General features: G+C 43.7%; 19 protein-coding genes and 1 other RNA gene. 19 read left to right on the forward strand and 1 reads right to left on the reverse strand.

Features of this window, described 5'->3' with window-relative positions; all coding sequences use genetic code 11:
• The first annotated feature begins 26 nt into the window (after positions 1–26).
• The 13 genes from B0H94_RS01285 to B0H94_RS01345 all read left to right on the forward strand — a co-directional run bounded on the left by B0H94_RS01285 (position 27) and on the right by B0H94_RS01345 (position 11,931).
• A complete protein-coding gene (locus tag B0H94_RS01285) occupies positions 27–1,229 on the forward strand; it encodes a quaternary amine ABC transporter ATP-binding protein (protein ID WP_106587417.1) in 1,203 nt (400 codons plus the stop codon).
• Complete coding sequence (locus tag B0H94_RS01290) at positions 1,213–2,049, forward strand: ABC transporter permease (RefSeq protein ID WP_106587418.1); 837 nt, start codon at positions 1,213–1,215, stop codon at positions 2,047–2,049. The genes B0H94_RS01285 and B0H94_RS01290 overlap by 17 nt, the downstream gene beginning before the upstream one ends.
• A 90-nt stretch (positions 2,050–2,139) precedes the next feature.
• Entirely contained in the window at positions 2,140–3,135 is a 996-nt protein-coding gene (locus B0H94_RS01295) for a glycine betaine ABC transporter substrate-binding protein (protein ID WP_106587419.1), read from the forward strand.
• A gap of 192 nt (positions 3,136–3,327) precedes the next feature.
• Positions 3,328–4,260 carry a chemotaxis protein gene (locus tag B0H94_RS01300; protein ID WP_106587420.1) on the forward strand — a complete coding sequence of 311 codons (933 nt, stop codon included), beginning with the start codon at positions 3,328–3,330 and terminating at the stop codon, positions 4,258–4,260.
• A 158-nt stretch (positions 4,261–4,418) separates the two neighbouring features.
• Positions 4,419–6,683 (forward strand): DEAD/DEAH box helicase, encoded by a 2,265-nt coding sequence (locus B0H94_RS01305; RefSeq protein WP_106587421.1) that lies wholly within the window; start codon positions 4,419–4,421, stop codon positions 6,681–6,683.
• 25 nt (positions 6,684–6,708) lie between these two features.
• Positions 6,709–7,953, forward strand: coding sequence for a ribonuclease H-like domain-containing protein (locus B0H94_RS01310; RefSeq protein ID WP_181315199.1), 1,245 nt, complete (start codon positions 6,709–6,711; stop codon positions 7,951–7,953).
• A gap of 171 nt (positions 7,954–8,124) precedes the next feature.
• Entirely contained in the window at positions 8,125–8,355 is a 231-nt protein-coding gene (locus B0H94_RS01315; protein ID WP_427909922.1) for a CotD family spore coat protein, read from the forward strand.
• 280 nt (positions 8,356–8,635) lie between these two features.
• Positions 8,636–9,208, forward strand: a complete 573-nt coding sequence (locus B0H94_RS01320) for an SLOG family protein (RefSeq protein ID WP_106587424.1) — start codon at positions 8,636–8,638, stop codon at positions 9,206–9,208.
• 95 nt (positions 9,209–9,303) lie between these two features.
• Positions 9,304–9,591 carry a cell division regulator GpsB gene (gene gpsB / locus B0H94_RS01325; RefSeq protein WP_245893868.1) on the forward strand — a complete coding sequence of 96 codons (288 nt, stop codon included), beginning with the start codon at positions 9,304–9,306 and terminating at the stop codon, positions 9,589–9,591.
• A gap of 14 nt (positions 9,592–9,605) precedes the next feature.
• Positions 9,606–10,007: a reverse transcriptase-like protein gene (locus B0H94_RS01330; protein WP_106587425.1), complete on the forward strand. Its 402-nt coding sequence runs from the start codon at positions 9,606–9,608 to the stop codon at positions 10,005–10,007.
• A 52-nt stretch (positions 10,008–10,059) separates the two neighbouring features.
• Positions 10,060–10,458: RNase P RNA component class B (gene rnpB, locus B0H94_RS01335), an RNA gene on the forward strand.
• A gap of 93 nt (positions 10,459–10,551) precedes the next feature.
• Positions 10,552–11,694 carry a THUMP domain-containing class I SAM-dependent RNA methyltransferase gene (locus tag B0H94_RS01340; RefSeq protein WP_106587426.1) on the forward strand — a complete coding sequence of 381 codons (1,143 nt, stop codon included), beginning with the start codon at positions 10,552–10,554 and terminating at the stop codon, positions 11,692–11,694.
• 51 nt (positions 11,695–11,745) lie between these two features.
• Positions 11,746–11,931 (forward strand): hypothetical protein, encoded by a 186-nt coding sequence (locus B0H94_RS01345; protein WP_106587427.1) that lies wholly within the window; start codon positions 11,746–11,748, stop codon positions 11,929–11,931.
• A gap of 38 nt (positions 11,932–11,969) precedes the next feature.
• Here the strand turns inward: B0H94_RS01345 and B0H94_RS01350 are convergent, their stop codons facing one another.
• Positions 11,970–12,281 (reverse strand): iron-sulfur cluster biosynthesis family protein, encoded by a 312-nt coding sequence (locus B0H94_RS01350; protein ID WP_181315200.1) that lies wholly within the window; start codon positions 12,279–12,281, stop codon positions 11,970–11,972.
• A 111-nt stretch (positions 12,282–12,392) separates the two neighbouring features.
• On the opposite strand from B0H94_RS01350, the gene B0H94_RS01355 reads away from it, so the two are divergent.
• From B0H94_RS01355 to fabG, 6 genes are all read left to right on the forward strand, one after another.
• Complete coding sequence (locus B0H94_RS01355; protein ID WP_106587429.1) at positions 12,393–13,907, forward strand: carboxypeptidase M32; 1,515 nt, start codon at positions 12,393–12,395, stop codon at positions 13,905–13,907.
• Positions 13,908–13,989: 82 nt separating this feature from the next.
• Positions 13,990–15,171 (forward strand): acetyl-CoA C-acetyltransferase, encoded by a 1,182-nt coding sequence (locus B0H94_RS01360; protein WP_106587430.1) that lies wholly within the window; start codon positions 13,990–13,992, stop codon positions 15,169–15,171.
• An 84-nt stretch (positions 15,172–15,255) separates the two neighbouring features.
• Positions 15,256–17,280 carry a sigma-54-dependent Fis family transcriptional regulator gene (locus tag B0H94_RS01365; protein ID WP_181315201.1) on the forward strand — a complete coding sequence of 675 codons (2,025 nt, stop codon included), beginning with the start codon at positions 15,256–15,258 and terminating at the stop codon, positions 17,278–17,280.
• A gap of 248 nt (positions 17,281–17,528) precedes the next feature.
• Positions 17,529–19,091: an acyl CoA:acetate/3-ketoacid CoA transferase gene (locus tag B0H94_RS01370; RefSeq protein ID WP_106587432.1), complete on the forward strand. Its 1,563-nt coding sequence runs from the start codon at positions 17,529–17,531 to the stop codon at positions 19,089–19,091.
• A 24-nt stretch (positions 19,092–19,115) separates the two neighbouring features.
• The gene (locus tag B0H94_RS01375; protein WP_106587433.1) at positions 19,116–20,399 is read left to right on the forward strand and encodes a GntP family permease; all 1,284 of its coding nucleotides are present in this window, start codon (positions 19,116–19,118) and stop codon (positions 20,397–20,399) included.
• A gap of 47 nt (positions 20,400–20,446) precedes the next feature.
• Positions 20,447–21,187, forward strand: a complete 741-nt coding sequence (fabG, locus tag B0H94_RS01380; RefSeq protein WP_106587434.1) for a 3-oxoacyl-[acyl-carrier-protein] reductase — start codon at positions 20,447–20,449, stop codon at positions 21,185–21,187.
• The last annotated feature ends 16 nt before the right edge of the window (positions 21,188–21,203 follow it).

Here is a 21,203-nt window from a genome sequence, read left to right on the forward strand (position 1 = left end):
ATTATGTCGTAAAGAGGTGTTACATATTGTCTAAAATTAATGTAGAAGGGCTCACGAAAATTTTCGGTAAGAAAACGAAACAAGCCCGGGAGCTCTTAAATGAAGGAAGCTCTAAAGATGAAATTTTGCAGAAGACCGGCTGTACGGTCGGTGTAAACAATGCAAGCTTTGATGTCGAAGAAGGAGAAATCTTTGTAATCATGGGCTTGTCCGGTAGTGGTAAGTCAACACTTGTCCGGCTGCTCAACCGCTTGATCGAACCAACCAAAGGTTCTGTTCAGCTTGACGGAAAAGATTTAGCCAAAATGGATACGAAGACGCTTCGTGAAGTACGCCGTACAGATATGAGCATGGTCTTCCAGAAGTTTGGGTTGTTCCCATTTCGGACGGTTGCTTCAAATGTGGAGTACGGTCTTGAAATTCAAGGTGTTGATCGTTTAGAGCGCCGTGAGAAAGCTGAAAAGTCGTTGGAACTAGTCGGTCTTAAAGGTTATGAAGATAAGTTTCCAGATGAATTGTCCGGTGGTATGCAGCAACGTGTTGGTCTTGCACGGGCACTGGCAAATGATCCAGAAATTCTGTTAATGGACGAGGCGTTCTCCGCACTTGACCCATTGATTCGTAAAGACATGCAGGATGAGCTCTTAGACTTACAGCAGACGATGAAAAAGACGATTATCTTTATTACGCACGACTTAGATGAAGCTTTACGTATTGGTGATCGTATTACAATTATGAAAGACGGTGCGATCGTTCAAATCGGTTCACCAGAAGAAATCTTGACGAACCCTTCAAACGATTATGTCGAGAAGTTTGTTGAAGATGTTGATCGTTCCAAAGTTTATACAGCATCTAACGTTATGGTTCGTCCAGAAACAGTAAATATCGAAAAAGAAGGCCCGCGCGTTGCTTTGAAGCGGATGCGTGATGCTAATATTTCAAGTATTTACGTCACAAACCGAAACCGGAAGCTGCTCGGTATTGTGCATGCGGACCAAGTTTCTGACCTTGTTAAAAACAACAAAGATGACTTAGAAGAGGTCTTAGAAGCTGATGTGCCAACAGTAACATCGGAAACACCTGTAACTGAAATTATGGAAATGCTTGCGACAAGCGGTGTTCCAATTGCTGTTGTAGATAACGATCGTTTGAACGGTATTATTATTCGCGGGTCAATGCTGGCCGCGTTAACAGGAGTCGAGGTGAACGAAGATGGATCTGTTTCCTAGTATGCCCCTAGCGCAGTGGATTGATGATTTTGTAGATTGGTTAAATAATGCAGAGTTTATTTTTGACGGGATTGAAGCGTTTATTTCCTTTCTCTTGCTAATTCTTACAGAGAGTTTAGGCGTTATCCCGGAATGGATTTTCATTATTGCATTAACAGTAGTGACATTTATCTTTGGCGGCCGTAAAACGGGCTTAGCATTGTTCGTACTTATCGGTTTGTTCTTTATAGATAATTTGAACTACTGGGATGACATGATTCTTACGTTGTCACTTGTATTAAGTGCAACAATGATCTCAGTTCTTATCGGTGTGCCGATTGGGATTTGGATGTCTAAAAACAATATCTTAGAGCAGATCATTAAACCGATCTTGGACTTTATGCAGACGATGCCCGCCTTTGTTTACTTGATTCCAGCCGTTGCTTTCTTTGGTATAGGTATGGAGCCAGGTGTTGTCGCCTCGGTTATCTTTGCGATGCCGCCAACGATACGCTTAACAAACTTAGGTATTCGTCAAGTTTCGTCTGAAGTTATTGAAGCTTCTGATGCCTTTGGTTCAACTGCCGGACAGAAGCTTTGGAAAGTACAGCTGCCAATGGCACGTACAACAATTATGGCAGGAATTAACCAGACAATCATGCTTGCTCTTTCCATGGTTGTTATTGCCTCGATGATCGGTGCATCCGGTCTTGGTGAGCAAGTGTATTACGCCGTTGGTCGTAACCAGGCAGGTCAAGGTTTTGAAGCAGGTATAGCAATTGTTATTCTTGCGATTATTCTTGACCGGATCACACAAAGCATCGGAAGCTCCAGCCGGTAATGTTGCGGGGAAAATGCCCGGCTGCCGGCCGGGGAGCCGGGTATTTACCATAAATAAAAATTATTCTAGAAACAAAGGGGAGAAACAATTATGATTAAGAATTGGAAACGTGTAGGTGTTGTTGCAGGTTTATCTTTCACACTAGTTGCTGCAGGTTGCGGCGAAGGTGAAGAAGAAGTTGAAGAAAACGGCGGCGATGACGCGGCTGACGAAACTGAGATGGACGATGAAGACGACGAAGATGATGAAGACGACGAAGATGACGCTGATGAAGAAGATGCTGGCGGGGAAGCAGGCGCTTATAATGAAGAGCTTGACTACACGATTACTGGAATCGACGCTGGTGCCGGCGTTATGGCTTCAGCTGAACAAGCAATTGAAGACTATGATCTTGATTTTGACTTGCAGGCAAGCTCGGACGCAGCCATGATTGGAGCCCTTGATGACGCGATTAATAATGAAGAACCAATCGTTGTTACTGCTTGGGATCCACACTATAAGTTCGCAGAGCATGACTTGAAGTATCTCGATGATCCAGAAGGCAGCTTTGGTGAAGCAGAAGACATTCATACAATCGTGCGTGATGGTCTAGAAGAAGATATGCCGGAAGCGTATGAAATTCTTGATAACTTCCATTGGGAAGGTGACCATATGGAAGAAGTTATGCTAGACATTTATGAAGGTACTGCTGAAGAAGAAGCAGCTCGTGAATGGGTCGATAATAACGAGGACATTGTTGAAGACTGGGTTGACGGCGTTGATGAAGGAGACGGTGAAACGATTGAATTAACGCTTGTTGCATGGGATTCTGAAATTGCTTCGACGAACGTGATTGCTCAAGTGTTGGAAGATCACGGCTTCGAAGTTGAAATGAGTGCACTTGAAGCAAACCACATGTTTACTTCAGTTGCAAATGGTGACTCCGATGCGATGGTTGCTGCTTGGCTCCCAGGCACACACGAAGCTTACTACGAAGACATGGAAGATGACTTCGTAGATCTAGGTGCAAACCTTGAAGGCGCAGCGATTGGCCTTGCAGTCCCAGCGTATATGGATATTGACTCCATCGAAGATTTGCAGGACTAATTGAATATGCACAAAACCCCCGGCCAGCATCCGGGGGTTTTGTCTGCTTATAGACAAACTTTTATCGTTGGCTAAATCGTGAAGATCTATTCACTTAGATACTTATCGTTAAAATATGCTTGTTTTCTTAAGCGTTCAACGATACCATATTATTATAAAACAAAAGTTGGATACGAAAGGGGTCCATATGTCATGAGATCCGAGAAAAACGGAGATATACTACTTGAGAGTGGAACAAATGAACTTGAAATTGTCATGTTCACAGTTGGAACGGGTACTTTTGGGATTAATGTCTTAAAGGTTCGCGAAATTATTCAGCCAGTTGATGTCACAGAAAGCCCAAACCGCCATCCGCATGTACGCGGTATGATCCGTCTACGAGAAGAAGTCCTGCCGGTGGTTGACCTCGCTGCTGTGCTCGGGTTTGAACCACAAGAGCAGACGAGTTCAGATAAGTTTATCATTGCAGAGCTGAATCAGACGAAAGTAGCGTTTCATGTGCAATCAGTATCACGTATTCATCGAATTTCCTGGGGCCAGATTGAAAAGCCAAACGAAATCTCCCAAGGGATGCAGTCTCATACGATCGGTGTTGTAAAGATGGAAGATTCAATGGCTCTTCTCCTCGATTACGAAAAGATTATTGCAGACATTGCACCAGAAGCAGGTTTCTCTGAAAATGAAAAGAAGCGTTTAAACAACAATACTGCGCGCAGTGAGAAAAGTATTTTAATCGCTGAAGATTCGAGTATGCTTCGTCATCTTTTAGATGAGACACTAACAGAGTCTGGTTACACAAATATCATGTTTATGAACGACGGCGAAGCTGCCTGGGACTACATCATTTCCATGCTGCACTCAACAAGCGACATTCGTCACAAGCTTGATTTGATTATCACTGATATCGAGATGCCTCGTATGGATGGTCATCATTTAACACATAAAGTGAAAGAACATAAAGAACTGCAACATCTACCCGTTGTTATTTTCTCTTCATTGATTACTGATGATTTAATGCATAAGGGTTACAGTGTTGGAGCTAATGATCAAGTAAGTAAACCAGATATTGCAAGACTTGTTGAAACATTAGATCACTTGCTCCTTGAAACAGAACAAGAAGTTTAAGAAGAGACTGCCTTCTACTTGGAGGGCAGTTTTTTTTGATTATAGACAAGTTCTAAACTCCCCTCAAATTTCACGCACCGTAATAACAACAAAGCATAAATAAATAAAAAATGAATTATGTTCTCATTCTTGATAAAATAACAAAAGGAGGGAAGCAAATGTTCGGAAAGCAATCTTTACAAGAAATTTTATCGAATCTTCATCAAAGAGATGAAATCACTGCTTGGCATACAATCGGAGAAAAACAGGCGGATTATGCTGATATTCCTGATGGTATCCATCCGAAGTTAAAAGAAGCATTAATTAACCGAGGGATTCCAAAGTTATATACCCACCAAAAAGAAGCATTAACATTAGCAGAAAACAAAGAAAGCTTTGTAACAGTAACACCTACAGCATCTGGTAAAACGCTTTGCTACAATCTTCCTGTGCTGCAGCGTATTATTGAGAAGCCTGAAACAAGAGCACTATATATATTTCCGACAAAGGCCCTGTCCCAAGACCAAACCAGTGAATTAAATGAATGGATTAAACAGCTTGAACTTCCAATCAAAGGTTATACGTATGATGGTGATACAAAACCTGCGGTGCGTCAAAAAGTGCGTGAAGCGGGTCATGTCGTTATTACAAATCCTGATATGCTTCACTCAGCCATTCTTCCGCATCATACAAAGTGGGTATCGTTGTTTGAAAACCTGCAATATATTGTTATTGATGAACTTCATACGTATAGAGGCGTTTTTGGAAGTCATGTCGCGAATGTGCTGCGCCGCTTAGTGCGGATTGCCCGCTACTACGGCAGTGAACCACAGTTTATTTCAACCTCTGCAACCATTCAAAATCCTAAAGAGCTTGCTGAACAATTAACTGGCGAAACAGTTGAAAAGATTTCAACAAATGGTGCCCCGCGTGGAAAAAAACATTTTGTGATGTATAATCCACCGGTTGTTAATCAGCAGATGAACATTCGTCGTAGCGCGACGAAAGAAGCGCAGCAAATTGCCGGTACGTTTTTAGCCAACGAAATACAAACGATTGTTTTTGCAAAAAGCCGGGTTCGTGTGGAACTGATCGTCAGTCGGCTGCAGGAACTTGTGAGAAATGAATACGGAATGAAATCAATTCAAGCTTACCGGGGTGGTTATTTACCTAATGAGCGCCGGGCGATTGAAAAAGGATTACGCGAAGGAGAAATACGAGGCGTTGTTAGCACAAATGCTTTGGAACTCGGCATGGATATTGGTCAGCTGCAAGCTGCTGTACTTACAGGTTTTCCGGGAACTGTTGCAAGCACTTGGCAGCAAGCCGGAAGAGCTGGGCGCCGCGAGGATGAGTCGGTTGTCGTCTGGGTTGCTGATGCTTCGCCGATTGATCAATATATGGCGCAAAACCCGAATTACTTTTTAAACGCAACACCGGAAGAAGCACGTATTCAACCTGATAACTTAGTTATCCTGGTTGATCATATTAAGTGTTCAGCTTATGAACTTCCGTTTAAGCAGCATGAAACATTTGGCGGCACTGATGTAGAAGACGTGCTTGCTTTCTTAAATGATGAAGGTGTTCTGCATGAGCGTGCTGGGAAATGGTACTGGATGAGTGATGGTTTTCCGGCACATAACATCAGTCTTCGGTCAGCATCACAAGAAAATATCATTATCATCGATCAAGCTCGTGCCTCAGAACATGCCGTTATCGGTGAGATGGATCGCTTCAGCGCAATGACCCTCCTTCATGAAGAAGCGATTTACCTTCATCAAGGGCAGCAGCATCAAGTTGAGATGCTTGATTGGGAGGAAAAGAAAGCGTATGTACGGCCGGTAGATGTGGAATATTTCACAGATGCAAATTTAAATGTTCGACTGCAGGTTATTGATATTGATCATACAAGAAAAACCAAAGATGGGCTTATCGGCTACGGGGATGCAGCGATTACGATCATGCCGAGTATCTTTAAAAAGCTTAAGTTAAGCACCCACGAAAATATTGGCTCAGGTCCGATTCATCTACCACAGGAAGAAATTCATACAACAGCTGCCTGGCTTGAATTAAATGAAGCTTATATTCAAACGTACGGTGAATCGAGCTTTGAAAGTGGACTTCTTGGGGTGAGTCGTCTGCTTGAACACGTTGTGCCTGTTTATACAATGAGTGACCGGTCGGATGTTCATGTCGCTTATCAAGTGAAGGCGGATCATTCCGAGCGTCCAACCATATTTTTATATGATCATTACCCAGGCGGCATTGGTCTTGCCGATCAAGTGTATCAACGAATGGAAGTTATGATCGAAGCCGCTACTGAGCTTTTGACGAGCTGTCAGTGCAGCCAGGGATGCCCATCATGTATCGGTTACGATGAGAATGGTGTGATGAAACCACTCGTCGAAAAGCTTCTACAAGATGTACAAACCGCTATACAATGAAAAGCAACGGAATAAGGAGATAAGGATGAAAAATAAACTGCAGCGTATGAAAAAACATATGAGCCATACGCAAGAAGCAGCATCAAACGAAGTTGAGGATTCTCAGACAAATGAAATGAATCCATCTAATGAGTTAAGCAGTGATTGGGAAATGCTGCAAGGCAGGCCCCTCTATCTTGACGATCAGTATGTCATTAAGCGTGAAGTCGTTTATGAGCTCTCCGATGTATTCGGTGCTTATTCATTTCATGAGTTGTTTCAAGCCCATAAGCTTTGGAATGAAACACTCACTTTCGAACATCCACTTCACCCACAAGACAGCGATGTTGAAGATTTGATTTTTTTCGACACAGAAACGACTGGTTTAAAGCATGGTGCCGGCACCACCATTTTTCTGCTTGGTTATGCGCAAGTTACCGAACAACACGTTAAAGTTCACCAATTTATCCTTCCGGGACCTGAGCATGAAGCAGCTATGTATTATCACTTTTTAAAAGAACTGCCGGAACAGCGGCGGCTTGTGACATTTAATGGTCGTGCCTTTGACTGGCCGCAAGTAAAAACACGGCATACATTTGTCCGCAACGAAGTCCCTAAGCTGCCACAGTTTGGTCATATTGATTTGCTGCACGCAAGCCGTCGTTTGTACCGTCCTTTTTTATCTTCCTTTAAACTAAAAAACGTTGAAGAAGAGATGCTTCGTATTTACCGGACAGAAGATACACCGGGTTATCTTGCGCCAATGTTATATTTTGATTATGTTCAGCTCGGAGATCCTAATATGATTTCCGGGGTGCTTCAGCATAATGAATGGGACGTCCTTTCTTTAATACAGCTGTATATTGATTTATCTTACCGGGTCTGCTGTCAGGGGAGTTATCCGCTTGAGCAGTTGGAAATTGGCCGGTGGTTTGAATATATAGGTGCATTAGAAGAGGCTAAAGCTAGTTATTTACGGGGAAAAGATGAAAACGAATCTGAGTTATTGTACCGGCTTGGCACAGTTTACAAAAAGACGTCGCAGCTAAGAGAGGCAGAAGAAGCTTTTTACTTTGCTTCTGCAAGCGAAGGAGCGTTTGGCTGTAAAGCTTGTATTGAGCTTGCTAAAATTTATGAGCACCAGCACGATCAAATTCAAAAAGCACTTTATTACACACAGCTTGCTGAAGCTAAAGCTGAACCTTTGTCTAAAGTCCCGGGTGTCCATTATACGAAAGATATCAAGAACAGGCTTACACGTCTTTGCAATAAAAGCCCGGGGCACATATAAGGAAATATTTCCCGGGAAAGCGCAAAATTATACAACTATCACCATCTTAAGACAATTTACACGGTAAAAATAGGTTGGTATCTTAGTACAACCTGCGGCTCGTTTACATAAGGTGATAGTAACCCTTGATGGAAAGGAGTTGTCCCGATGCGGCCACGACGTCCTCAAATGATGCCGCCTGTTGTTCATCCAACGAAGCAGCAAACAAAGCACCATTGTTGTGAATATATTGTACCGGAAGTTCATCCTACCCATACAACGAACGTAAACCACCACTTATATAAGCATTATCATAGCCACCCTCACACGTCATCAACTGTGAATAAAGTGTATCATCAGCATTTTGAATGCGGCCCGCAAAACCAGAATCCCGGTCGGCCCCAGCGCCCACCTTGGTTTTAAGCTGTGTGGTTCAACCGTTAGCATGAAATAAATAGATTCATCATAAACTATGGCTGACTTCGCATCTCGGTAGACGCTGGCACACGGGACCCAATTATGGCGGTCGCAGCGCTCTTGATGGTTGTCAGCCTTATTTTTCGTTTAGTCTTTTCTTGAAATATCTATGCGTAAGATTGTATGGTATATGAATTTAGAACCTCAATTGACGGCAGTTTAAGCTGTTTTCCGGAGCAAGAAGTGATATGGTATACTATACATAGACAATGATGGAGGCTAAAAGATGAAAGTTCTAGCCGTCACCGGATACAAGCCAAAAGAACTCGGTATTTTTTCAGAAGACGATGAACGTATTCATGTTTTAAAATACGCATTACGAAAGCGGCTGCTTGCGTTTATCCAAGAAGGTGGCCAGTGGCTGCTGACAAGTGGTCAACCGGGGGTGGAGCAGTGGGCGCTTGAAACCGCGTTGTACTTGAAAGAAGAAGATCAAAGCGTCAAGCTTGCTTTAACCCCGCCATTTGCGAATCAGGAAAGCATATGGCCGGAAGAAGCCCAGCTCCGGTATAATCAACTGACTGCGGCCGTTGATTTTTATCAACCGTTGTATCAATCCGGTTATGAAGGTCCGTTTCAACTACGGGCAAAAAATGATTGGATCATTGCCAAAAGCGATGCATTGCTCATTTTATATGACGAAGATTATCCGGGCACACCGAAATATTATCTTGAAGCCGCTGAAAAAAAAGCGGCTGAAGCTCATTATCCGATTTATACGGTCACACCACTTGATATTCAGGAAATTGCAGATGAGCTTGCAGAAAATCAAAAAGATGAAGCGATAAGAGATCAATAAAAAAGGTAAAAACATTGATACAGGAGGTTGTCATCGTGAAGGGTTCAACACATTTAACCGCTAAGGAAATTTTTAATAAAGAGTTTAAGTCCAGCATGAAAGGCTACAATAAAGACGAAGTAGATAAATTTTTAGATACCGTTATTCAAGATTATGAAGCTTTTCAAGACCGGGTAGAAGAACTCGAACAAGAAGTTGAAAGGTTAAAAAAGAAAGCGCCGCAACCTGTGAGTCGCGCGCAATCTACGAATGAAGAGCCCAATGAGCAGCCTGCAGCCCGGGTTGCAGGTGGGAATACCAACTATGATATCTTGAAAAGGCTGTCAAATTTGGAAAAAGAAGTATTTGGACGAAAGCTTCATGATCAAGACCCAGAAGATTAAGCAGGTGGGTTAATGTGATACGTGTTTATATCGACGGAGCCAGTGCTGGTGATCCAGGACCGAGCGGAGCGGGAATATACTATATCAATGAACGTGGTGAAACTGTTCGGCAGGCGTTTAAGCTTACAGACATGTCCAACCATGAAGCTGAATTTTATGCACTTTTGTATGCTTTAAAAGTATTGCGCAAAGACGGAAATAGAGCTGCTGCATTTTATACGGATTCCCAATTGGTAGATGATGCAGTTAATGATGGGAAAGTTAAGAATCGTGCATATCAACCTGTTTTAGAAAGCATTTTAAAAGCAAGTGCAGATTTTGATTTATTTTTTGTCAACTGGGTTCCGTCGTCAAAGAACCGTGAAGCTGACCAGCTTGCCCGAAAGGCAATTCACGAGGGTGAATCTCCCCCTTGAAAACATGAAACATTTATTATATAATGAAGGTTGCACTTAAAACAGCTGATGTGTGTTCAAGCAATCGCTGTTCACAATACGTGTTCAGAGGAAAGTCCATGCTCGCACGATCTGAGATGATCGTAGTGTTCGTGCCTGACGAAATCATAAGTCAGGGCCGGTTGGCATTCAGCTGACCGGACGGCAGAGAAAAGCTCTACGTAAGCTTGATGCTTATAGGAGCTGATGATCTTGAAAGTGCCACAGTGACGGAGCCTGTTCGGAAACGGACAGGGTGGAACGCGGTAAACCCCTCGAGCGAGAAACCCAAAAATATGGTAGGGGCGCCTTTCCGAAGGAATTCAACGGAGGAAAGGGCAGTTGATATGCTCAACTGCAGATAGATGATTGCTTCCGGCGTGCGAGGTGAATAACCGTTTAAGCACAAAGGAACAGAACATGGCTTATCGAACACACTCGGCTTCTAACGGAAGACCCCTGGCTCAGGGGTTTTTTTCATATCAAAGCACGTTTCTCACCTGTACTTATAAAGGAGCTGCCATTCATGCAAACTTATTCTATTGTCATATCTACACAGATGGGTCTTGAAGGACTTGTCGGTAAAGAAGTACGTGCGCTTGGTTATCATGACGCTGTTGTCGAAAATGGACAAGTTAGACTAGAAGCAACGATCGATGCAATTCCCAGGTTAAACTTATGGCTTAGAACCGGCGACCGCGTAAAAATTGTCATTGACGAATTTCGTGCTGTTACTTTTGATGAATTATTTGAAGGCACAAAGGCGCTTCCATGGGAAAACTATTTACCTGCCAACGCTGAGTTTCCCGTGGTTGGGCGTACTGCGAAATCGCAACTCTACAGCGTACCTGATTGTCAGTCCATTGTTAAAAAAGCTGTCGTTGACCGAATGGCTTCAACTTATCAGACTTCTTGGTTTCAAGAAGATGGTCCAATGTTTCGAATTGAAGTCGCCATTCATAAAGATGACGTCACGCTTACACTAGACACTTCAGGGAACTCCCTGCATAAACGAGGTTACCGCGAACGGCACAGTGAAGCTCCTTTAAAAGAAACACTTGCTGCAGCTTTAATTCAGCTGACGAACTGGCATCCGGATCGTCCATTTGTTGACCCGTTTACAGGTTCAGGAACGCTCCCAATTGAAGCGGCGCTCATTGGTCAAAATATTGCACCAGGTTCGTTTCGCAGCTTTGCTTCAGAAGCGTGGGACTGGATCGATAACCAGCTTTACAATCAAGCTCGTGAAGAAGCGGAAGACGCAGCGGATTACGACCGTAAACTTTCTATTCTTGGTACAGATATTGATCACCAAATGGTTGAGCTTGCAACGTATAATGCTGAAGAAATCGGGCTGCAGGATGTTGTCTCATTTAAACAAATGCAGGCATCAGACTTTCAACCAAAATCTGAAGGTGGTGTGATTGTTGGAAATCCGCCATACGGTGAACGGCTTAGTGAAACAAAAGCTGTAGAAACGTTGTATCGAGAATTGGGCGCGTGCTACCGTGAACTCGAAACATGGTCTGTGTACATCCTCACGTCTCACCCACGCTTTGAAGATTTATACGGTAAAGAAGCAACAAAACGCCGCAAGTTGTATAACGGGCGGATGGAGACGCATTACTATCAGTTTTGGGGAAAGAAACCTTCTAAAATAAAAGAATAACAGCCTTTTTATACTCATAAACTAAAGTGAGTACAAAAAGAGGTGATGCTTATGACTTCGATTGAACCTTTACAAGCAATGCTGCTATCGATCCAGTCTGCAGAAAAGCGTGTGAAGTCGGAGTTAACCGGCGAAGAGCGCGAAGCTGTTCTCGCTTCTGTAAACAAAGCCCGTGGTGATGTAAAGCGGGCAGTTGCATTCAAATTGACAAACGGCCGGGCGCCGTTTCAACCTTAAAATGAACCTCCGTTTCAAGCGAAGCGGAGGTTCATTTATTAAGATGGATGGTCCAAATGATGAAAACTGCCGCTTTTAAACTGTACATAATCCATATCCGAATCATAATCGACCGTTAAGTTCTCCATATACCACTGATCGTTTTCGTGTACGACAAACACGGCTCCAGCTTTCTCAATAACCCAGGATGTCTCAGGCAACTGTTCACGCCCTTCTTTTTGAACGCCGAGGGAAAATCCGCCTGAGCCAACCCCGCCGACTCTGACAAATAAACGGATTACTTCATTGTTTGCCGGCTGCATTTCACGTTGATAATGGGCTGCTGCCTCTTCAGTTATTTGAACTGTCATAAAACCCCTCCTTTTTCTACACTTTAGGTTTATCTTAACATTCATTGGCGAACACTTTATAATAAAATGAGGCTTAACTCAATTTATGATGTAAACGAAAGGGTGGATATGATGGCGGATAACCTAAAGCAGGCAGAGACAGAGTTGACGCTTGTAATGAATCAGATGAGCGCTTATCAGCAGGCTATTGGCTTAATGAACTGGGATTTACGCACAGGCGCACCGAAAAAAGGGGTCAACCAGCGTTCAGAAGCGTTAGGTACTCTTTCAACAGAAGTGTATAAAATTTCGACTTCAACTCACTTGAAAGAACTGCTCGATATCATCTTAACAGAAGAAGGAAAGCGGCAAGTGAGCGAAATTACATACCGCTCAGCTGAAGAGCTTAAAAAAGAATACGATAAAAATACAAAAATTCCTGAAGAGGAATTTAAGGCCTACCAAATTTTAACCACAAAAGCTGAATCTGCTTGGGAAGAAGCGAAATCCAATGCAGACTTTCAGGAGTTTCAGCCTTATTTGGAAGAAATCGTTGCTTACAAGCGTAAATTTGTGGAATACATCGGCTATGAAGGACACCCGTATAATGCCATGCTCGATGATTTCGAGCCCGGTATGACAGTAGATACACTTGATCAAGTTTTCACGGAATTGCGTGAAGGGCTAATGCCGCTTGTTGAAGGTGTGAAGCAGGCAAAGCAGCCGAAAACAGGATTTTTATTTAAACACTTCCCGAAAGAACAACAAGCAGCCTTCAGTCGTGAAGTTCTGCAATCTATGCAGTATGATTTTGAAGCGGGCCGCCTTGATGAAACGGTTCATCCATTTGCGATTGGATTGCACCCAAACGACGTCCGGGTCACAACAAAATACGATGAATCTGATTTTCGTACCGCTGTATTTGGTACAATCCATGAAGGTGGACACGCTTTATATGAGCAAAATATCTCCGAATCCCTTGTCGGCACCGTGATGTCTGATGGCGCTTCAATGGGCATACATGAATCGCAGTCGCTTTTCTTTGAAAACTTTGTCGGGCGAAGTTATGCGTTTTGGGAACATCACTATGATCGCTTAAAATCATTTGCTGACGGTCAATTTGATAATGTGTCTCTTGATGAATTTTACAGGGCTGTCAACGAGGCAAAGCCTTCCCTCATACGGATTGAAGCTGATGAAATGACGTACGCCCTTCATATTATCGTCCGCTATGAGATTGAAAAAGCTTTAATTAGCGGAGAAATTGAAGTTAAAGACCTACCTGGTCTATGGAATGAAAAAATGCAGGAGTACTTGGGCGTTGAAGTTCCGCATGACGGTGTTGGTGTTTTACAAGATGTTCACTGGTCTTTTGGGGCATTTGGTTACTTCCCGTCCTATGCACTCGGCTATATTTACGCAGCGCAGTTCAAAGAAGCGCTTGATCAAGATATTCCTAACTTTGATGAGCTTCTCCGTGATGGCAGAATCACACCGATTAAAGAGTGGATGAGCGGCGGCATCCACCAGCACGGCGCATTAAAAAAACCGGGTGAACTACTTCAAGACATTACCGGTGAAGGTACAAATCCTCAGCCATTGCTCCGGCATTTGTCAAGTAAGTACCGCAGCCTGTACAATTTCTAAATGAAAGCGCATTAATACCTGCTGACGAAACAGCAGGTAAAACGAAAACAAACTATGAAACTTCTTTGAGGAGGAATATGAAATGAGAGATGTTGTAATTGCGAGTGCAGCTCGTACACCCATTGGTAATTTTGGAGGCGCCTTAGCTAGTGTGTCTGCAGTAGACCTTGGCGTAACTGCAGCTGAGGCTGCGATTTCACGCGCAGGCATTGAGAAAAACCAAATTGATGAAGTTTTGATCGGTAATGTGTTGTCCGCCGGCCTCGGTCAAAATGTTGCCCGTCAGGTAGCTGTCTATGCAGGTCTTCCGGAGGAAACCCCGGCGATGACCGTCAACAAACTTTGTGGTTCAGGCTTACGTACAGTTAGTATGGCCGCGCAGTTTGTCGGTCTTGGTGACGCTGAAGTTGTGCTCGCTGGTGGAACTGAAAGTATGAGCAATGCACCATATGTCCTGCCAAACGCCCGTTTCGGTGAACGTATGGGTGACGGTAAAATGGTCGATACAATGCTTAGTGACGGATTGATGGATAAGTTTAACAATATTCATATGGGTGTAACTGCAGAAAATATCGCCTCTCAGTGGGGCTTCTCCCGCGAAGCGCAGGATCAATTTGCGACGCAGAGCCAAAACCGGGCGGAAACTGCGCAAAAGGCTGGCCGCTTTGCTGAAGAAATTGTTCCTGTTGAAATTCCGCAGCGGAAAAAAGATCCTATTCAAGTTACTGAAGATGAATTTCCAAAGCACGGTATGACAGAAGAAAAACTTGCCGGTTTAAAACCAGCATTCCAAAAAGAAGGAACTGTCACCGCCGGTAATGCTTCCGGTATCAATGATGGTGCGAGCATGCTTGTCGTCATGAGCCGTGAGAAGGCAGAAGAACTTGGTGTTGAGCCGCTTGCGGTGATTCGGGGGTACGGTAACGCAGCGCTTGATCCAAAAATTATGGGCTACGGGCCGGTGCCTGCGACAAAACAAGCCTTAGAGCGAAGCGGGCTCGGTATTGAAGACCTTGATTTAATCGAAGCTAACGAAGCTTTTGCGGCACAATCGCTTGCAGTCGTGCAGGATTTAGCGCTTGACCCTGCAAAAGTCAATGTTAACGGCGGAGCAATCGCACTTGGTCATCCGATCGGTGCTTCGGGTGCCCGCGTGTTAACAACACTACTCTATGAAATGAAGCATCGCGAGGTTAAACGGGGCTTAGCGACACTTTGTATCGGCGGTGGCCAAGGTACAGCTTTAATTGCAGAGCGGGAATAAACATCACGAAAAACTCCTTGATCTATTCAAGGGGTTTTTTCGTGCTATACTAAGATAAAATGATGAATCGTGAGGGAACATATGATGGGTGATATTTTAAATATGGTTAACCAAAATCAGCTGCTGATTCAAGCTGAAGCAACCCTTCAAGAAGCTGCTCAACAGTTTTACAATACTGCTGAAACTGAAGCGCCCGTTGTAACAAAAGATGGTACGCTGCACGGGGTACTAACAAAAGAACACATATTTCAAGCCATGATGGAAGGGAGAACCCCCGAATCTATGGTAAGTGATCTTCCACTCCCGCAGCCGCATAGCATTTCAGTAGAACGAACGATAAATGATGTGATTGAAGACACGAATTTTTATTATCACACGACAAAAGAAGATGGGACATATTTAGGAACAGTTTCATTATACGACTTGCTTAACTGCTATACTGCCGAAGATCAAAAGCTGCTCACGGCTTGGAAGCAGTGGGCCGATGTTTTAAATGAAGGCATTGTTATTACAAATGAATCCGGCGTACTGCTAGTTTGGAACGAAGCTGCTGCGCAAAGCGGTGTCATTGAAGATGCATCTTGGACAGAAGCCGTAAGATCCGGCATCCAAGAAGGGTTTCGGCTGCCAGGAAGTTCTGTCGCGCTGCCGGCCTCAGCTGCGTTTCAATTTGTAAAAGTTGTACCACTTGCATACAGCGACTGGCACGTACTTCTTTTTGAAAATCACGGGGCCCGTGCTGCTGATGATGCATCTCACAAGAAAAGCGAGTGGCTTGAAAGCATTGTTGAATCTCTTTACGACGGCGTAATCATGGTTGATAAAGGTGGATATGTGACAATGCTTAGTCAAGGCTATGCCGATTTTTTAGATGTAAAAGTAGAAAATGTTATCGGCCGGCACTGCACCGAAATCGTTGAAAACACACGGATGCATATCGTTGCTGAAACAGGTGAAGCAGAAATTGCTGATTTGCAGAAAATTAAAGGTGACTATATGATTGCTTCGCGTCTGCCTTTAATTGAAAACGGTCATGTTGTTGGTGCGATTGGTAAAGTACTTTATAAAAATGTAAATGGATTTCACGCCTTGTATAAACGTATTAACAAAATGGAGCAGGAGCTTAAACAGTACAGGGGAGAATGGGAAGAGCAGAACAAAGCTGCTTTTTGTTTTGAGCATATTCAAGGAAACAGCCGTCCGGTAAAGGAAGCGAAACATATCGCAAAAAAAGGTGCCGCGACAGACTCAAATGTCTTGCTACTTGGAGAAAGTGGTACAGGAAAAGAATTGTTTGCCCATGCCATTCACAATGAAAGTATGCGTACTTCAGGCACATTCGTCAAAGTGAACTGTGCCGCGATTCCTGCTGAATTACTAGAAGCTGAACTTTTCGGATATGAAGAAGGTGCATTTACCGGTGCGAAAAAAGGTGGAAAACAAGGAAAATTTGAAGCAGCAAATGGAGGAACAATTTTTCTTGATGAAATTGGGGAGCTTCCGCTTCATATGCAGGTGAAGTTTTTACGCGTTCTCCAAGAAAAAGAAGTTGAAAAAGTAGGTTCAACGCGTACACGGAAAGTTGATGTCCGAATTATTGCGGCTACAAACCGCAATTTAGATGAAATGGTACGGCAGGGAGAGTTCCGGCTCGATTTATATTACCGGTTGAATGTAATTCCGGTACAAATTCCACCACTTCGTGAACGTGAAAATGACTTTGATGATTTAATTCCGTTATTAATCAATAAAATCACCGCCCAGATGGGAAAAGAAATTAGCGGTGTTACCCAGCATGCATTAGATGATTTAAAACAGTACCCGTGGCCCGGAAACATTCGTGAGTTAGAAAATGTACTTGAACGAGCAGTGAACATGGCGGAAAGTTATGAACATATTCATCCCCGCCACCTGCCGGCGAAGATTACAAATTACGAGCCGGATGTTGAGCCGTTAAAAGAGGTATTAACGAAGGCAGAAAAGGATGCGGTGGCGCGAGCGCTCGCGAAAGCCCGCGGCAATAAAAGTCGAGCAGCTGAAATGCTCGGTATCAGTCGTACAGCTCTTTATCAAAAATTACAAGGGCATAAAACAACCTCCAGTGATTAAACTGGAGGTTGTTCGTTTTAGTTAACACAACATGTTTCTAAAAAAATTAACTGTTATACAAACTTTACAAAAGAGGAGATAAGCGGATGAATGTGTTATGAAAATTGAACACCTTTCAAGAAAACGATTACATAATTAAGCTTAAATCCGCGTTTAAACCGTATTTTCTTCTCAATTTATTGGCATGGGAATTGCATCTATAAACCATAAGAAAACGATTACATCAAAGAATGAAAGGATGACTATACATGTCAAAAGTTATGTCAGCCGAGCAAGCTGTAAAGTTCATTCACGAAGGAGAAACACTCGCTTCTGGTGGCTTTGTTGGTAACGGTCATGCTGAAGCGTTATCAAAAGCGCTTGAAAAACGCTTCCTTAATGAAGGAGCACCAAAAGATTTAACAATTGTTTACGCAGCCGGGCAGGGTGATGGAAAAACGCGCGGCCTGAATCATCTCGGTCATGAAGGCCTCGTCACAAAAGTGCTTGGTGGGCATTGGGGGCTTGCGCCTGCGCTCCAAAAACTCGCCATTGATAATAAACTTGCTGCTTACAATCTTCCGCAAGGGGTTGTAACCCATTTATTCCGCGATATTGCAGCTGGTAAACCAGGGACTTTAACCCACGTAGGGCTGGAGACATTTGTAGACCCTAAAAATGATGGTGGAAAGCTGAATGAAAAAGCAGAAGAAGATCATGTAGAACGGATGACCATTGGTGGTGATGATTATTTGTTTTACAAAACATTTCCGATCCACAATGCCTTTATCCGCGCGACATATGCCGATGAAGACGGTAATGCTGTTTTCGAAAAAGAAGCGGGAACTCTTGAAAGCCTTTCCATTGCACAAGCAGTAAAAAATTCAGGCGGTAAAGTCATTCTCCAAGTGGAAGATGTCGTTGAACGCGGCACTTTAGATGCCCGGATGGTGAAGGTGCCAGGAATTTATGTTGATGCTGTTGTTGTCGCTGAACAAGAAGACCATATGCAGACGTTTGCTGAGCAGCACAACCCTGCTTACTCTGGAGAAATGAAACGCTCAATGGCTTCTTTGAAAACGATGCCTTTCAATGAGCGCAAATTAATCGCCCGTCGTTCAGCGATGGAATTAATCCCAAATGCGATTACAAACCTCGGTATCGGTGTTCCGGAAGGCGTATCAATGGTTGCTGCTGAAGAGGGTGTTCTTGATGCGATGCGTTTAACTGTTGAGTCTGGTCCAATTGGGGGCGTACCGGCAGGCGGGCTGAGCTTTGGGGCTTCTACCAATCCAGATGCGATCATAGATCAACCTTACCAATTCGACTTTTATGATGGCGGCGGCCTGGACCTTGCCTTTCTTGGCTTAGCGCAAATGGACCAGGAAGGTAACGTCAACGTAAGTAAATTCGGTCCGAAAATTGCTGGTGCAGGCGGTTTCATTAATATTAGTCAAAACGCACAGCAGGTTGTTTTCTGCGGAACATTTACAGCCGGCGGGTTGGAAGTTGCAATTGAAGATGGAGAGCTTCGCATTGTGAATGAAGGTAAAGTGTGTAAGTTCCTTGAGCACGTCGAACATATTACGTTCAGCGGTAACTATGCTGCAGATGTAGGGCAGCGTGTGTTGTACGTTACTGAGCGTGCTGTGTTTGAACTTAACGGTGACGGCATCGTATTGACAGAAGTTGCACCAGGAATTGATTTAGAACGTGATATTTTTGCGCAAATGAATTTCCGTCCAAAAACCGCAGAGCAAGTAAAACAAATGGATCCACGTATTTTCCAAGAGGAGCCGATGGGGCTTAAAACTGACATCATTGATCGTTAATTTGATTCAAAAGGAGGTATTCTCATGTTAGGAATTTTTCTTGGCCTTGCATTATTAATGTTTTTAGCTTATCGCGGTTGGTCAATTATCTGGGTTGCGCCCATTTGTGCTGGTGTCGTTGCTTTAACCGGCGGCTTGGATCTTCTTCCTGCTTACACTGAAACTTACATGGAAGGTTTCGTGAACTTCGCCAAAGATTGGTTCCCGATTTTCATGCTTGGTGCGATTTTTGGTAAATTGATGGAAGACACAGGTATGGCGAAGTCGGTTGCGCTCTCAATTACAAAGCTGATCGGTACGAAGCGTGCTGTACTTGGTGTACTTGTTTCTGCAGCTGTTCTTACTTACGGCGGTGTGAGTTTGTTCGTTGTTGTGTTTGCTGTTTACCCGTTGGCGTTATCGCTCTTCCGTGAAGCAAATATTTCCCGTCGTATTCTGCCGGCAACCATTGCACTTGGCGCTTTCACATTTACAATGACTGCCATACCTGGCTCGCCGCAAATCCAAAACTTAATTCCTATGGACTTTTATCAAACGGATGCAATGGCTGCACCGGTGATGGGGCTTTCTGCGTTTGTCGTTATGGCATTTGGTGGTTACTTTTATCTCCGCTGGCGCGAAAATCAGCTTCGCAATAATGGAGAAGTCTTTACAGAGCCAAAAGATAAAAAAGAAATTTCTACAGACGGTCCTGCACCAAACTGGATGTTATCACTACTTCCACTAGTCATTGTGATCGTAACGTTGAACTTGTTGAATTTAGACATTGTTATTGCATTAGTTGCAGGTATTGTTTCAATTATGTTGCTTAATTTGTCCATGTTTAAATACTTTACAAAAGCAATGAACGAAGGTGCAGCCGGCTCGGTTATTGCGATCATTAACACAAGTGCCGCTGTTGGTTTCGGGGCTGTCGTGCAAGCTGTACCAGGTTTTACCCGCCTTTCAGAAATGCTCTTGAACATGCCGGGCGGCCCCTTGTTTTCACAAGCGATCGCAGTTAACGTTTTAGCTGGTGCGACAGGTTCAGCTTCAGGCGGGATGAGTATTGCACTTGATTCCCTTGGTGATGAATACTATCAACTTGCACTGCAGACAGGTATGGATCCTGAAGCGTTCCACCGCGTGGCTTCGATCGCATCTGGCGGTTTGGATGCATTACCGCATAATGGTGCTGTGCTTACCCTGCTTGCGGTAACAGGATTTACGCATAAAGAAGCATATAAAGATATTTTTGTTGTAGCGCTATTGATTCCAACTCTTTCTGTATTTGTTGCTATCCTTGTCAATTTGGTTGGACTTGTATAAGCTATATCTAGGAAAATATGAATGAAACAAAAAGGAGACTTTTTACGATGAAATTACAAAACAAGATTGCACTGATTACCGGCGGTGCCCGCGGGATCGGTGCAGCTACCGCAGAGAAATTCGCAAGTGAAGGTGCCTCAATTATCCTTGCCGATTTAAATGAAGAAGATGTTCAAAAAACGGCTGAAGAATTGAAAGCAAAAGGCTACCAAGCAGAAGGCCGGGCGGTGAACGTAACGAATAAAGATGATGTCGAAGCTCTTGTTCAAGGGGTGCAGTCTGATTACGGACAGATTGATGCGCTCGTTAACAATGCAGGCATAACTTCAGATGCCCAACTCCTCAAAATGACTGAAGAGCAGTGGGATCAAGTCATTGATGTGAACTTAAAAGGTGTGTTTCTCGTATCTCAAGCAGCAGCTCAAGCGATGAAAGCGCAGGAGCACGGGGTGATTTTAAACGCTTCTTCTGTTGTCGGAGAATATGGGAACTTTGGTCAAACGAACTACGCCGCGACGAAATTCGGTGTAAACGGCATGACCAAAACATGGGCAAAAGAACTTGGCCGTTACAACATTCGTGTAAACTCTGTTGCACCTGGATTTATTTTAACGCCGATGACTGAAGAGATGCCTGAAAAGGTACTAAATATGATGAAAGAAAAATCAGTATTGAATGACCTTGGTCGCCCGGAAGATATCGCAAATGCGTATTGCTTCCTTGCTTCTGATGAAGCTCGCTTTATCACTGGTACAGTGTTGAACGTAGACGGCGGCGTTGTTATGTAAATGAAAAAATCCCGCA

Origin of the sequence: Salsuginibacillus halophilus (assembly GCF_003014715.1) — a bacterium.
GTDB lineage: Bacteria > Bacillota > Bacilli > Bacillales > Marinococcaceae > Salsuginibacillus > Salsuginibacillus halophilus.